The 13243-nt window shown below is 73.1% G+C and carries 10 protein-coding genes; 9 read left to right on the forward strand and 1 reads right to left on the reverse strand.

Annotated elements, in window-relative coordinates; translation table 11 throughout:
- Positions 1–99: 99 nt before the first annotated feature.
- Together B5Y66_RS18610 and B5Y66_RS18615 are read left to right on the forward strand one after the other, a co-directional pair.
- Entirely contained in the window at positions 100–489 is a 390-nt protein-coding gene (locus B5Y66_RS18610) for a chorismate mutase (protein ID WP_079576104.1), read from the forward strand.
- A 120-nt stretch (positions 490–609) separates the two neighbouring features.
- A complete protein-coding gene (locus B5Y66_RS18615) occupies positions 610–1848 on the forward strand; it encodes a baeRF2 domain-containing protein (protein ID WP_079576105.1) in 1239 nt (412 codons plus the stop codon).
- 51 nt (positions 1849–1899) lie between these two features.
- On the opposite strand, the gene valS is transcribed toward B5Y66_RS18615, so the two are convergent.
- Positions 1900–4674 (reverse strand): valine--tRNA ligase, encoded by a 2775-nt coding sequence (gene valS / locus B5Y66_RS18620; protein WP_079576106.1) that lies wholly within the window; start codon positions 4672–4674, stop codon positions 1900–1902.
- A 266-nt stretch (positions 4675–4940) separates the two neighbouring features.
- Between valS and B5Y66_RS18625 the strand changes: the two genes are divergently transcribed.
- The 7 genes from B5Y66_RS18625 (at position 4941) to cofE (ending at position 13221) form a co-directional block, all read left to right on the forward strand.
- Positions 4941–5888 (forward strand): ABC transporter permease, encoded by a 948-nt coding sequence (locus B5Y66_RS18625; RefSeq protein ID WP_079576107.1) that lies wholly within the window; start codon positions 4941–4943, stop codon positions 5886–5888.
- Positions 5885–6877: an ABC transporter permease gene (locus tag B5Y66_RS18630; RefSeq protein ID WP_139820984.1), complete on the forward strand. Its 993-nt coding sequence runs from the start codon at positions 5885–5887 to the stop codon at positions 6875–6877. The genes B5Y66_RS18625 and B5Y66_RS18630 overlap by 4 nt, the downstream gene beginning before the upstream one ends.
- 81 nt (positions 6878–6958) lie before the next feature.
- Positions 6959–8647, forward strand: coding sequence for an ABC transporter substrate-binding protein (locus B5Y66_RS18635; protein WP_079576108.1), 1689 nt, complete (start codon positions 6959–6961; stop codon positions 8645–8647).
- A complete protein-coding gene (locus tag B5Y66_RS18640) occupies positions 8644–10332 on the forward strand; it encodes a dipeptide ABC transporter ATP-binding protein (RefSeq protein WP_245807216.1) in 1689 nt (562 codons plus the stop codon). Before B5Y66_RS18635 ends, B5Y66_RS18640 begins: the two co-directional genes overlap by 4 nt.
- Before the next feature lie 38 nt (positions 10333–10370).
- Positions 10371–11318, forward strand: coding sequence for a bifunctional helix-turn-helix transcriptional regulator/GNAT family N-acetyltransferase (locus B5Y66_RS18645; RefSeq protein WP_079576109.1), 948 nt, complete (start codon positions 10371–10373; stop codon positions 11316–11318).
- Between the two features lie 50 nt (positions 11319–11368).
- Positions 11369–12379 carry a TIGR03557 family F420-dependent LLM class oxidoreductase gene (locus B5Y66_RS18650; protein WP_079576110.1) on the forward strand — a complete coding sequence of 337 codons (1011 nt, stop codon included), beginning with the start codon at positions 11369–11371 and terminating at the stop codon, positions 12377–12379.
- A 32-nt stretch (positions 12380–12411) separates the two neighbouring features.
- Positions 12412–13221: a coenzyme F420-0:L-glutamate ligase gene (gene cofE, locus B5Y66_RS18655; protein WP_079576334.1), complete on the forward strand. Its 810-nt coding sequence runs from the start codon at positions 12412–12414 to the stop codon at positions 13219–13221.
- The last annotated feature ends 22 nt before the right edge of the window (positions 13222–13243 follow it).

Raw genomic sequence — 13243 nt, forward strand, 5'->3', positions numbered from 1 at the left:
GTGCGGCATCGTGCCGGGTCCGGCGTCCGTCCAGTGTCCGGTGGGCGCCCGGGCCGACGTGGGACCTTACACGCTCGGCGTGCCTCGTAGGATCGGGGCATGCCCGACACCCCTCACGACCCCGCAGCCCGGCCCGCCGGCCCTCCCGTCACGGACGGGATGCCGCAGGAGATCCTCGAGCTGCGCGCCAGCATCGACAACATCGACGCCGCCCTGGTGCACCTGCTGGCCGAGCGATTCAAGATGACCCGGCGCGTGGGCGAGCTCAAGGCCGTGGGCGGCCTGCCGCCCGGAGACCCCTCCCGCGACCGACAGCAGGTCGACCGGCTCAAGGGCCTGGCGGAGAGCGCCGGGCTCGACCCCGAGTTCACCGAGCAGTTCCGCAACTTCATCGTCTCCGAGGTGATCCGCCACCACGAGCGCATCGCCGCCGAGCACGCCGCCGGGCGCCTCAAGGGCGAGCTGCCGCCCCTGGACACCTACGCTTGAAGAGGTGAGATCTGACCCGCTGAACCGGGTCCGAGGACTTGCGCGACGCGGTGGCGTCCGCCGCGTTTCCGTCGCACGCTGGGGGCTACAGCCGACGACGGACACCTGGGGGAACCACGGATGAAGATCGACTGGCTCAAGCCCCTCGTCGGCCGCCCCGGACCGTTCGCGACCGTCTACCTGGACGCGACGCCCTCGGCCGAGGCGGGCGACAGGGACGTCGCGAACCGATGGCGGGCGGTGCGACGCTCCTTGGAACGGCAGTCCGCTCCGGCGGGCGTGCTCGACGAGCTCGAGGTCGCCGTGCTGCGGCCCACGCGGGTGGCGGGCGCCCACGGCCGGGTGCTCATCGCCGAGGACGGCGGGGTGGCGGTCGACCGCGTGCTGCGGAACCCGCCGGCCGTCGCGACGGGCGTGTGGCTGCCGGTGCCGGTGCTGCTGCAGGCGGCGCAGGCGGCGGACGAGGCGGTCGACGCCCTGTGCGTCGCCGTCGACCGCAGCGGTGCGGACTTCTGGCCCTGCGACGCCGGCGGCCGGCCGGGCAGGGCCCGCGAGATGTTCGAGGGCCCGAACGACGAGGTGAGCAAGACCTCGAGCACCGGCACGAAGCGCGCCATCATCGAGTCGCGGGCCGAGGACTCGTGGAAGCGCAACGCCGAGGCGGTCGCGGCGGAGGTCGACCGGCGCGTCGCGCAGGGCCGCCCGGAGGTCGTGGTGCTCACCGGCGACGTCCGCGCCGTGAACCTCGTGCGGTCGGCGCTCGGCCAGGAAGCTGCGCGGCGGTCTGTGGAGGTCGCGGGCGGCGGGCGCGGGCCGGGCATCCGGGCAGCGGACTTCGCGGCGAGCGTCGAGGACGCGCTGGACTCCTACCGGGAGCGGCGGCGCGAGGTGGTGCTCGCCGAGTACCGGCAGGACCAGGGGCGCGAGGAGGGCGCCGTGACGTCGATCGACGACGTCGTCGCCGTCCTGGCACGCGGGCAGGTCAAGGCCCTGGTGCTGGCCGAGCAGATCGCTCTCGACTCGACGTCCGCGCTCGCCGCCACCGGCGGAGCGGGCGGCGCCGACGGGCTGCTCGGTGGCCGCACGCTGTGGATCGGGCCGGACCCGATGCACATCGCGACCTCACGGTCGGACCTGGCGGACCTCGGCCTCACCGACGGGCTGGAGGAGCTGCCGGCCACGTCAGCGCTGCTGCGCGCCGCGATCGGGCAGGACGCGGCGCTGACGTTCGCGCCCGAGGGGTCGGTGGACCTCGTCGACGGCGTCGGGGCCACCCTGCGCTGGCACGACGACGGGACTCCCAAGGAGGTCGCCGCCACCATGAGCGGCGACGGCGACCGGTTCCGGTCGCCGAGGTAGTCCAGGATTTGCCGAACTACCTCGGCAAATCCTGGACTACCTCGGCGTGGCTCAGGCCTTCGGCTTGCGGGCCGGAGGCTCGCCCAGCTCGGACGCGGTGACGACGATGCCGCCCTGGACGTCGGGGTTGCCCTGGCCCTCGACCGCCTCGATGACCTCGAGCGTGCCGGTCGCGCGGCCGGCGCCCCGGACGTCGTCGAGCGCAGACCGGACGCCGTCGAGCAGGCCGGCCGGGACCGCCATGGACGCGGCCAGGATCGGCGTGCGCATCGAGACCTTGGCCTCGGACTTGATCTTGCGCAGCGCGGCGAGCGCGTGCCCCGCGGCGGTGAGCTGCACGAGCTCGGCATCCCCCGCTGCGGCGCGGAGCGGGGCGGCGACGGGCCAAGCGGCGTGGTGCACCGAGCCGGCGCGCCACCACGACCAGACCTCCTCGGTGGCGAACGGCAGGAACGGCGCCAGCAGCCGCAGCAGGGTGTCCACCGCGAGGGCGAGCGCCGTGCGGGCGGACTCGGTCTCGGCCGTCACCGCGGTGGCCGCGGCGCCGGCGCCGTACGCGCGGTCCTTGACCAGCTCGAGGTAGTCGTCGCAGAAGGTCCAGAAGAACGTCTCGGTGACCTCGAGCGCGCGGGTGTGGTCGTACGCCTCGAACGCGTCGGTGGCCTGCTCGACGACGTCCGCCAGCCCGGTGAGCATCGCGCGGTCCAGCGGCACGGTGACGCGGGCAGGGTCGAGCACGATCTCGCCGGCGCCGGTCTCGGGGTCGACGCCGAAGGTCAGCGCGAACTTCGAGGCGTTGAGCACCTTGATGGCGAGGCGACGGCCGATCTTCATCTGGCCGACCTCGAAGGCGGCGTCGGTGCCCAGACGTGCCGCGGCGGCCCAGTAGCGGACGGCGTCGGCGCCGTGCTCCTCCAGCAGCGCCATCGGCGTGACGACGTTGCCCTTGGACTTCGACATCTTCTTGCGGTCCGGGTCGAGGATCCAGCCGCTGATGGCCGCGTGCTTCCACGGCAGCACGCCGCACTCGAGGTGCGAGCGCACGACCGAGGAGAACAGCCAGGTGCGAATGATGTCCTGGCCCTGCGGGCGCAGGTCCATCGGGTAGACGCGGGAGAAGAGGTCGGCGTCGCGCTCCCAGCCGGACACGATGAGGGGCGAGAGCGACGACGTCGCCCAGGTGTCCATGACGTCGGCGTCGCCGACGAAACCGCCGGGCGCGCCGCGCTGGGACTCGTCGTAGCCCGCCGGGGCCTGCGACGTCGGGTCGACGGGCAGCTCGGCCTCGGACGGCACGATCGGGTGGTCGTGGTCGACGTCGCCCGCCTCGGTCAGCGGGTACCACAGCGGCACGGCCACGCCGAAGAAGCGCTGGCGCGAGATGAGCCAGTCCCCGTTGAGGCCGTTCACCCAGTTCTCGTAGCGCACGCGCATGAAGTCGGGGTGGAAGTCGAGCTCCTTGCCGCGCGCGAGCAGCTCGGCCTTGAGGTCGCGGGCCTCCCAGTCGCGCCCGCCGTTGCGGATGTACCACTGGCGGGAGGTGACGATCTCGAGGGGCTTGTCGCCCTTCTCGTAGAAGTTCGTCATGCGCTGCGTGGCGCTGGGCTCGCCGTCCAGGTCCCCCGAGGCGCGCAGCGCGTCGACGACGGCCTTGCGGGCGCTGAACGTGGTCTTGCCGGCGAGCTCCTCGGTGTACAGGGCCTCGCCCGGCCCGCCCGCGACCCAGTCCGGCGTCTCGCGGGACAGGCGACCGTCGCGCTGGATGACGGAGCGGGTCGCGAGCTGCAGCTCGCGCCACCACTGCACGTCGGTGAGGTCGCCGAAGGTGCAGCACATCGCGATGCCGGCGCCCTTGTCCATCGCGGCGGCGGGGTGCGCGAGCACCGGCACCTCCACGCCGAACAGGGGAGAGGTGACGGTGGTGCCGAACAGGTCCTGGTACCGCTCGTCGTCGGGGTGCGCGATGAGCGCCACCACGGCCGGGATGAGCTCGGGCCGGGTGGTCTCGATGTACAGCGGGGTGCCGTCGGGCCGGTGGAACGCAACCCGGTGGTAGAAGCCGGGGTACTCCCGCGCCTCGAGCTCGGCCTGCGCGACCGCCGTCTGGAACGTCACGTCCCACAGGCCGGGGGCCTCGGCCTGGTAGGCCTCGCCGCGGGCGAGGTTGCGCAGGAACGCGCGCTGCGACGCGGCGCGCGAGGTGGTGTCGATGGTCTGGTAGTTCTGGGCCCAGTCCACGGACAGGCCGAGGCGCCGCCACAGCTCCTCGAACTGCCGCTCGTCGTCGGCGGTGAGCTGCTCGCACAGCTCGATGAAGTTGCGGCGGCTGACCGGCACCTGGTCGGCGGGCTTGACGTTCTTGCGGTCGGTGCCCTGGTGCGGGGGCTCGAAGCCCTCGACGTACGGCAGCGACGGGTCGCAGCGCACGCCGTAGTAGTTCTGCACGCGGCGCTCGGTGGGCAGGCCGTTGTCGTCCCAGCCCATGGGGTAGAAGACCTTCTTGCCCCGCATCCGCTGGAAGCGCGCGACCGTGTCGGTGTGGGTGTAGCTGAACACGTGGCCCACGTGCAGGGAGCCCGAGACCGTGGGCGGCGGGGTGTCGATCGAGTACACCTGCTCGCGCGTGGCGGTGCGGTCGAAGGCGTACGTGCCCTCGGCGGTCCAGCGCTCGTCGAAGCGCTGCTCCAGCCCGTCCAGGCTCACCTTGTCCGGTACCTCCCGGACCACCGCGCGCACGACGTCGCCGGCTACGGTGCCGGCGGGCGGGGTCGCTGCGGGGGTCTGCGCGGGCGCGGTCGGCGCCTCGTGGGTCGGGAAGTCGCTCATGGTCGCTCATTCTCCCAGATCCGCGGTGACCCTCGGCGCACGGATATCTCATTCGATGGACAGTCATTCCATGATGTGGACAGGCGTCCTGAACGGCGTCGGAACCGTCGTAATGTGGCGGCCGGCGCCACGGGTGGCGCCACCTCGAACCGTCCGGCCCGCTCCACGGGACCGGACCACGTCCCGGGAGGACGAGATGCAGGCGATGTGTTGTCGGTGCTGTTGCCGCCGCTTCGCCCTGCCCGCCTGACACCCGAGGAGCTCCCATGACGCTCGACCACGCCGACGAGCTGGTCGTGCCCGAGGGGCAACCCCCGTCCGCCACCGGGCGGCGCACGTTCTGGCACCGCTTCGCCCAGGACCGGTTCGCCGTCGCCGGCGCGGTCACGGTGGTCGTCTACGTCGTCGTCGCCCTGTTCGCGCCCCTGATCACGCGCCTGCTCGGCGTCGACCCGTACACCTACGACCTGGCCGCCCTCGACGCGACGGGCGCCCCGGCCGGCTGGGGCGGCGGCATCAGCGCCGAGCACTGGTTCGGCGTCGAGCCGCTGACCGGCCGCGACCTGTTCGCGATCGTGCTCATGGGCTCGCGGACGTCGCTGGTCGTGGGGATCGGGGCCACCGTCGTCTCGATGTTCATCGGCACCGTCCTCGGGCTGCTCGCCGGCTACCTCGGCGGCTGGGTGGACTGGGTGGTCAGCCGCGGCGTCGACATCATGCTCGGCCTGCCGGCGCTGATCTTCATGATCGCGATCGGCGCCGTGGCCCCGGAGTCCTTCCCCCGTCTCCTGCTGCTCGTGCTGGTCATCGGCGTGTTCAGCTGGTCGTCCGTGGCCCGCGTCGTGCGCGGACAGGCCCTCGGCCTGCGGTCGCGCGGCTTCGTGCGCGCCTCCCAGGCGCTCGGTGCCGGGCACGGGCACGTCCTGTTCCGCCAGGTGCTGCCCAACCTGGCCGCCACCGTGGTCGTCTTCGCGACGATCAGCATCCCGGGCGCCATCGGCGCAGAGGCGGCGCTGTCGTTCCTCGGTGTCGGCGTGCCGCCGCCGACGCCGTCGTGGGGCCGGTCCATCGGCGACGCCGTGACCTGGTTCAGCTCCGACCCGATGTACCTCGTCTTCCCCGGCCTCGCGCTGTTCGGCATCACGCTCGCGCTCAACGCGTTCGGCGACGGCCTGCGCGACGCTCTCGACCCGCGCTCCGGAGGCCGTCAGTGAACGCTCTGCGGTTCGTCGGCACGCGCCTCACGAGCATGGTCTTCGTGCTCCTCGCGGTCTCCCTCCTGACCTACGCGATCTTCGTGCTGCTGCCCGCCGACCCGGCCCAGCTCGCCTGCGGGCGGCCGTGCACGCCGGAGCGGCTCGAGACGGCGCGCGCCTTCATGGGGCTGGACCAGAACTTCCTGGTGCAGTGGTGGAACTTCGTGACGGGCATCTTCACGGGCCGCACCTTCGGGTCGGCGGGCGCGGAGATCACCTGCCCCGCCCCGTGCCTCGGCTACTCCTTCGTGCTGCGCCAGCCGGTGACCGATCTCATCGTCGGGCGCCTGCCGGTGACGTTCTCGATCGCGCTCGGGGCCGCCGTCCTGTGGCTGCTCGCCGGTGTCGCGGCGGGCGTGGTCGCCGCGGTGCGCCGCGGCACCACCGTCGACCGCGCGATCATGGTCACCGCGATCACCGGGGTCTCCGCGCCCAGCTACCTCGTGGGGTTGCTCGGCATCCTGCTCTTCGGGTTCACGCTCGACATGGTGCCCGTGAACGGTTACGTGCCGTTCACCACCAGCCCCGTGGACTGGGCCTGGCACCTGGTGCTGCCGTGGTGCGTGCTGGCGTTCCTGTCGGCGGCGATCTACGCGCGGCTGACGCGCGCCCAGATGCTCGACGCCCTCGGGTCGGAGTACGTGCGCACCGCCCGCGCCAAGGGGATCACCGAGCGGCGCGTCGTGACCCGCCACGCGCTGCGCAACGTCATGGTGCCGGTGGTCACGCTGTTCGGCCTCGACCTCGGCGTGCTGCTGGGCGGCACCGTGATCACCGAGAAGGTGTTCTCGATGGCGGGGCTCGGCGCGTTGCTGCTCGACGCCGTCGGCAACACCGACGTCCCGCTGCTGGTGGGCGTCACCTTCTTCTCCGCGGCCCTCATCGTGGTCGCCAACCTGCTCGTCGACGTCGTGTACGGCGTCATGGACCCGCGGGTGCGCGCATGAGCGCCCGTGCGTACGCGGGGCGATGTCCCGGCGGCACGCGCCACCCCCACCCCACGTCCTTCTCCGAGGAGCCCTGAACCCATGACCCGCAACACCACCCGCCGACGGTCCGTCGGCGCCGTCTCCGCCGCCGCCGCGCTCGCGCTGGTCCTCACCGCGTGCGGCGCGAACGACAAGGACGACAGCGCGACCGGCAGCCCGGCCGCCGCCCAGCAGGGCGGCACCCTGCACATCCTCACGTCGGCGCCGTCGATCAACTGGGACCCGGCCACGAGCCAGAACCTCGCCATCACGACGCTCGGGCTGGTGGAGCGCCGCCTGACGGCCTGGCAGACCAACTCGGACGGCAGCACCGAGGTGGTGCCCGACCTGGCCACCGACACCGGCACCGCGTCCGACGACGGCAAGACCTGGACGTACACCCTCAAGGACGGCGTCGCGTTCGAGGACGGCACGCCGATCACGTCGCAGGACGTCAAGTACTCCGTCGAGCGGTCGTTCGCCCCGGAGCTCACCGGCGGGCTGAGCTACCACAAGAGCCTGCTGACCGGCGGCGACGACTACGCCGGCCCGTACGACGGCAAGACCCTCGACTCGATCGAGACGCCGGACGACAAGACGATCGTCTTCCACCTGGACAGCGCGTACGGCGACTGGCCGTGGATCGTCTCGATGCCCGCCTTCGGCGCGGTGCCCGAGGACAAGGACGACGTCTCGACGTACACCACGACGCCCGTCGCGACGGGTCCGTACAAGGTGGCCGATACGCAGGAGGGGACCTCGGTCACCCTCGAGCGCAACGACGCCTGGGACCAGTCCACGGACGAGGCGCGCACGGCGGGCCCCGACTCGGTCGTCTTCGAGCTGGGCCAGGACGAGTCCGTTGTGGCGCAGCGCCTCATCGCCGACGCGGGCGACGACCAGAACGCCTTCGGCGCGACGTTCGTCCCCGCGGCTCAGCTCGCGCAGGTGCAGAACGACGCGAACGCCAAGGAGCGTCTCGTGACCTCCGGCCCGGGCGCGCTCGCGTACCTCGCGATCAACACCGAGGCCGAGGGGCTCGACGACGTCAAGGTGCGCGAGGCGCTCCAGTACGCCGTGGACAAGCAGGCGTTCCAGGTGGCCTCGGGCGGTGCGATCGCCGGCGACCTGGCGACCATGCTCATCACGCCGGGGATCCCCGGGCGCGAGGAGTACGACCTGTACCCGGCGGAGCCGTCCGGCGACCCGGACAAGGCGAAGGACCTGCTCGCGGACGCGGGCTGGAAGGACCGGCCGCTGCGGCTCGTCGTCCCGGACGACGCACCCACGCGGGCCAAGGCGGAGGCCATCGAGCAGGGCCTGAAGCGTGCCGGCCTCACGGTGAAGATCGTGACCCAGCCGGCAGAGGTCTGGACGCAGACCGTGACGCAGGGCGACGGGTCGAAGTACGACCTCACGCTCTCGTCGTGGCAGCCGGACTTCCCGAGCGCGAACGGCAACATCCAGCCGCTGTTCGCGTCCTCGCAGATCGGCGACGGCGGGTACAACCTGTCGCGCTACTCGAACGCGGACGTGGACGCGCTCATCGAGCAGGCGACCCAGGAGACCGACACCGACGCGGCGGCCGCCCTCTGGGCGCAGGCCGACAGGGCGATCGGCCTGGACGCACCCGTGGTCCCGCTGATCTACACGAAGAACTCCTTCCTGCACGGCTCCAAGGTGCAGAACTTCGAGATCCCGGACTTCCCGGCGTACCCGAACTACCTCAAGGTCTCGCTGGCACCGTGAGCACCGACACCGGTATCGATCCCGGGGACGGGCAGCCCCTCCTGCAGGTGGAGGGGCTGTCCGTCGTGTTCGACGCGGCCGGCGCGCCGGCGGTCGACGGTTCGTCATGGGCGCTGCGTGCCGGCCAGGTGACCGCGCTGGTGGGGGAGTCCGGCTCCGGCAAGTCGGTCTCGGCGATGGCCGTGCTGGGGCTCCTTCCCCCGAGCGCCACGGTGGTGGGCAGCATCCGGTACGACGGGGACGAGCTGGTCGGCGCCTCGCCCGACGAGGTCCGGGCCGTGCGGGGAGCGGTGTTCTCGCTGGTCTCGCAGGAGCCGATGAGCGCGTGGAACCCCGTGCTCACCATCGGCGACCAGGTGGCCGAGGCGGTGCGGGCGCACGCCCGCGTCGCGCGGTCCGCCGCGCGCGAGCGGGTGCTCGGGCTGCTGCGCGAGGCCGGCCTGGCCGACGCGGAGCGGGTCGCGCGCTCCTACCCGCACCAGCTGTCGGGCGGGCAGCTGCAGCGTGCCCTCATCGCGATGGCGCTGTCGCAGGACCCGGTGGCGATCGTCGCGGACGAGCCGACGACGGCGCTCGACGTCACCGTGCAGGCCGACATCCTCGACCTGCTGCGGCGACTGAGGGACACCCGCGGCACGGCGGTGCTGCTCATCACGCACGACATGGGCGTGGTCGCCGACCTCGCGGACGACGTCGTCGTGATGCGCGACGGACGCGTCGTCGAGCACGCCCCGGTGCGCGAGCTGTTCGGTGCGCCGCGCGAGGAGTACACGCGCACGCTGCTCGACGCCGTCCCGCACCTGGGCCGGCAGCTCGACCAGGCCGCCGAGGTCCGCGAACCGGCGGAGGCCGTCGGGGCGACCGGCGACCACGACGACGTCGTCGTGCTGGAGGACGTCGACGTCGTGTACCCGGGCGGGCGCCGCCGGGCGCCCGTGCGTGCGGCGGACGGGGTGAGCCTGCGGATCGCGGCGGGCGAGGTGCTCGGCCTCGTGGGGGAGTCGGGGTCCGGCAAGTCCACGCTCGGTCAGGTGGTCTCGGGCCTGCTGGCCCCCGACCGGGGCCGGGTCGTGGTGGACGGCCTCGAGCTGGCGGGCGCCCGGCGGGCCGACCTGCGCGCCGTGCGCCGGCGGACGGGGATCGTGTTCCAGGACCCGGCCTCCACGCTCAACCCCCGCTGGTCGGTGGGCACCTGCGTCGCCGAGCCCTTGCGCCTGCACGCGCAGCTCGGCGAGGAGGCGACCCGGGCGCGGGTGCTGGAGCTGCTCGCGATGGTCGGGCTGGACGCGGAGCACGCCGCCCGGTTCCCGCACGAGCTCTCCGGCGGCCAGCGGCAGCGGGTGGCCATCGCGCGGGCGGTCGCCCTCGACCCGGCGGTGCTGGTGGCGGACGAGCCGACGAGCGCACTCGACGTCTCGGTCCAGGCCCGGGTGCTGGACGTGTTCGCCGAGCTGCAGGCGCGGCTCGGCTTCGCGTGCCTCTTCGTCTCGCACAACCTCGCCGTCGTCGAGCGCGTCAGCGACCGGGTGGCCGTCATGCAGGGGGGCCGCATCGTCGAGACGGGCCCGACGGCACGGGTCCTGGGCGCACCGGAGGAGGAGTACACCCGGCGCCTCGTGGGGGCCGCGCCGGTCGCCGACCCCGAGCTGCAGGAGCGCCGCCGGCGCGAGCGGGCGGGGGTCTGAGCTTCCCGTCGACCAATTCTCTGACTAAAGTCAGAGATATGAAGAACGTGACGAAGGATGCGGACGTGGCCGGGCCGGTCGACGTCGTGCGGCGGTTCAACCGCAGCTACACCCAGCGGGTCGGCGCCCTCGAGGACTCGTTCCTCGGCACGGGGATGCCGCTCGGCACGGCCCGGCTGCTGTTCGAGATCGGCACCGAGCCCGGCACCACCCGCGACCTGCGCGCCCGCCTCGGGCTCGACTCCGGCTACCTCAGCCGCCTGCTGCGGCGGCTGGAGTCGGACGGCCTGGTCGTCGTCGTCCCCGACGACGACGACCGTCGTCGCCGCCGTGTGGACCTCACCGCCGCCGGCCACCGTGCCTGGGACGACCTCGAGCGACGGTCGGTGGACCGGGCCCGCGACCTCGTCGCGCCGCTCACCGCACGCCAGCGGGCCCGGCTCGCCGCCGCCCTCGCGGAGGCCGACCTGCTGGTGCGGGCGGCGACGGTCACGCTCGAGCGCACGGACCCTGCCTCGCCCCTCGCGCGGTCGGCCGTCGCCGCCTACGTGGCCGAGCTCGGTGAGCGGCTGCCCGGCGGGTTCGATGCCGGGCCCGCACCGGCGCCCGGCGAGGCCGACCCCGAGGACGCCCGCCTCGCGGCGCCGTCGGGCGCGTTCGTCGTCGCGACGAGCGACGGCGAGCCCGTCGCCTGCGGCGGCGTGCGGACGCTGTCGGACGATGTTCCCGACGGTGCCGCCGGGGGCGTCGGGGAGATCAAGCGGATGTGGGTGCACCCCGGCTGGCGGGGCGCGGGGCTCGGCTCCCGGCTGCTGCGTCACCTCGAGGGCGTGAGCCGCGACCTCGGCCACCGCGAGGTGCGCCTCGACACCAACGGGACGCTCGCCGAGGCGGTCGCGATGTACGAGCGGGCAGGCTACCGGCGCATCGCCCGGTACAACGACAACCCGTACGCCGAGCACTTCTTCGCCAAGCGCCTGGGCTGAGCGGACGCGGTACCACATACCTGGGCGTCGGCCGGAGATAGGGTCGAGACATGGCTGCGAACCCCGACCTGACCATCGGCTATGCCGCGATGCTCGAGCAGTTCCACCCCACCGACGTCGTCGAGTACTCGGCCTACGCGGAGGAGCACGGCTTCTCCGGCGTCATGGCCGCCGACCACTTCCAGCCGTGGGTGCCGCAGCAGGGCGAGGCGGCCTTCGTGTGGAACGTGCTCACGGCCCTCGGCGAGCGCACCCGCGGGGACCTCGGCCCGGGCGTCACCGCACCGACCTTCCGCTGGCACCCCGCGATGGTCGCGCAGGCGTCGGCCACGCTCGCCGCGATGTACCCCGGCAGGCACTGGCTCGGGCTGGGCTCGGGCGAGGCCCTCAACGAGCACGTCGTGGCCGGCTACTGGCCGGAGGCCCCGGAGCGGATCAACCGGATGTTCGAGGCCATCGACATCATCAAGAAGCTCTTCGCGTCCGGCATCGACGGCAAGGACGTCAAGCACTCCGGGCAGTACTACAAGATGGAGTCCACGCGGTTGTGGACCATGCCCGAGTTGCCTCCGGAGATCCTGGTCGCCACCGCCGGCCCGATCACCGCCAAGCGCGCCGGCAAGCACGCCGACGGCCTCATCACCGTCGGGGCGCCGCTGGAGAAGATCGAGATGCTGTTCGGCAAGTTCGACGACGGCGTCCGCGAGTCCGGACGCGATCCGAGGGGCATGCCCAAGGTGCTGCAGGTGCACATGTCGTGGGCGTCGACCGACGAGGAGGCGCTCGCGAACGCGATGACCGAGTGGCCCAACGGCGGCATGAAGTTCCCGAAGGCCGACATCCGCTCCCCGCACGACTTCGCCCAGATGGCGAAGCTGGTGCGCCCGGAGGACTTCGAGGGCCGCATGGTCATCAGCGCCGACCCGGACGAGCACCGCGCCGCGATCCAGAAGTACGTGGACCTCGGCTTCGACCGCATCTACCTGCACAACGTGGGGCGCAACCAGAAGGAGTGGATCGAGGTCTTCGGCCGCGAGGTGCTCCCGAAGCTGGTGCGGTGACGGCCCACCGGCCGGTCGCGCCCGTCGAGAACTTGCCGCCCGGCACGTGGGTCTCGGCGTGGGCACCCGAGGGCTTTCCCGAGGTACGCCCGGGTGACGACCTGGCGACGCTCGTGGGCGACGCGGTCGCGGCCGGGTCGACGGCCGCGCTCGCCGAGGGCGACGTCGTCGTGGTGACGTCGAAGATCGTCTCGAAGGCCGAGGGGCGTGTGGTATGCGCCGCGGACCGCGAGCAGGCCATCACCGACGAGACGGTCCGCGTGGTCGCGACGCGCGAGCGTCCGGACGGCCTGCCTCCGCTGCGGATCGTCGAGAACCGGCTCGGGCTGGTCATGGCCGCGGCGGGCGTGGACGCCTCGAACACCCCCGAGGGCACGGTGCTCCTGCTGCCTCACGACCCGGACGCGTCCGCCCGCGCGCTGCGCGCCGCCCTGCGCGCGCGGTTCGGCCTGGACCGGCTCGGCGTCGTCGTCACGGACACCGCCGGCCGGACCTGGCGGGACGGCCTGACGGACATCGCCATCGGCGCGGCCGGCGTGGACGTGCTCGACGACCTGCGCGGCGGCGTCGACGCGCACGGCCGCCCGCTGTCGGTGACGGTGACCGCCGTGGCCGACGAGATCGCCGCCGCCTCCGAGCTGGTGCGCGGCAAGGCGGACGGACGCCCCGTCGCGGTGGTGCGCGGCCTCGCCCGGCACGTGCGCGCGGGGGACGGCCCGGAGGCGGACGGCGCCGGGGCCCGCACGCTGGTGCGCCCCAGTGCCGACGACCTGTTCCGGGAGGGCAGCGCCGAGGCCTACGCCCGCGGCCTCGCCGACGGCCGCGCCGGCGCGCCGGCGTAGTCCGGGATTCCGCTCGCGGTGG

Source organism: Krasilnikoviella flava (assembly GCF_900167525.1).
GTDB classification, from domain to species: Bacteria; Actinomycetota; Actinomycetes; order Actinomycetales; family Cellulomonadaceae; genus Isoptericola; species Isoptericola flavus.

What these genes read in the sequence shown, in the direction of transcription:
- B5Y66_RS18615 (WP_079576105.1), top strand. Translation starts at nt 610, where the DNA reads ATGAAGATCGACTGGCTCAAGCCCCTCGTCGGCCGCCCCGGACCGTTC.
- B5Y66_RS18635 (WP_079576108.1), top strand. Translation starts at nt 6,959, where the DNA reads ATGACCCGCAACACCACCCGCCGACGGTCCGTCGGCGCCGTCTCCGCC.
- B5Y66_RS18610 (WP_079576104.1), top strand. Translation starts at nt 100, where the DNA reads ATGCCCGACACCCCTCACGACCCCGCAGCCCGGCCCGCCGGCCCTCCC.
- B5Y66_RS18645 (WP_079576109.1), top strand. Translation starts at nt 10,371, where the DNA reads ATGAAGAACGTGACGAAGGATGCGGACGTGGCCGGGCCGGTCGACGTC.
- B5Y66_RS18625 (WP_079576107.1), top strand. Translation starts at nt 4,941, where the DNA reads ATGACGCTCGACCACGCCGACGAGCTGGTCGTGCCCGAGGGGCAACCC.
- valS (WP_079576106.1), bottom strand. Translation starts at nt 4,674, where the DNA reads ATGAGCGACTTCCCGACCCACGAGGCGCCGACCGCGCCCGCGCAGACC.
- B5Y66_RS18650 (WP_079576110.1), top strand. Translation starts at nt 11,369, where the DNA reads ATGGCTGCGAACCCCGACCTGACCATCGGCTATGCCGCGATGCTCGAG.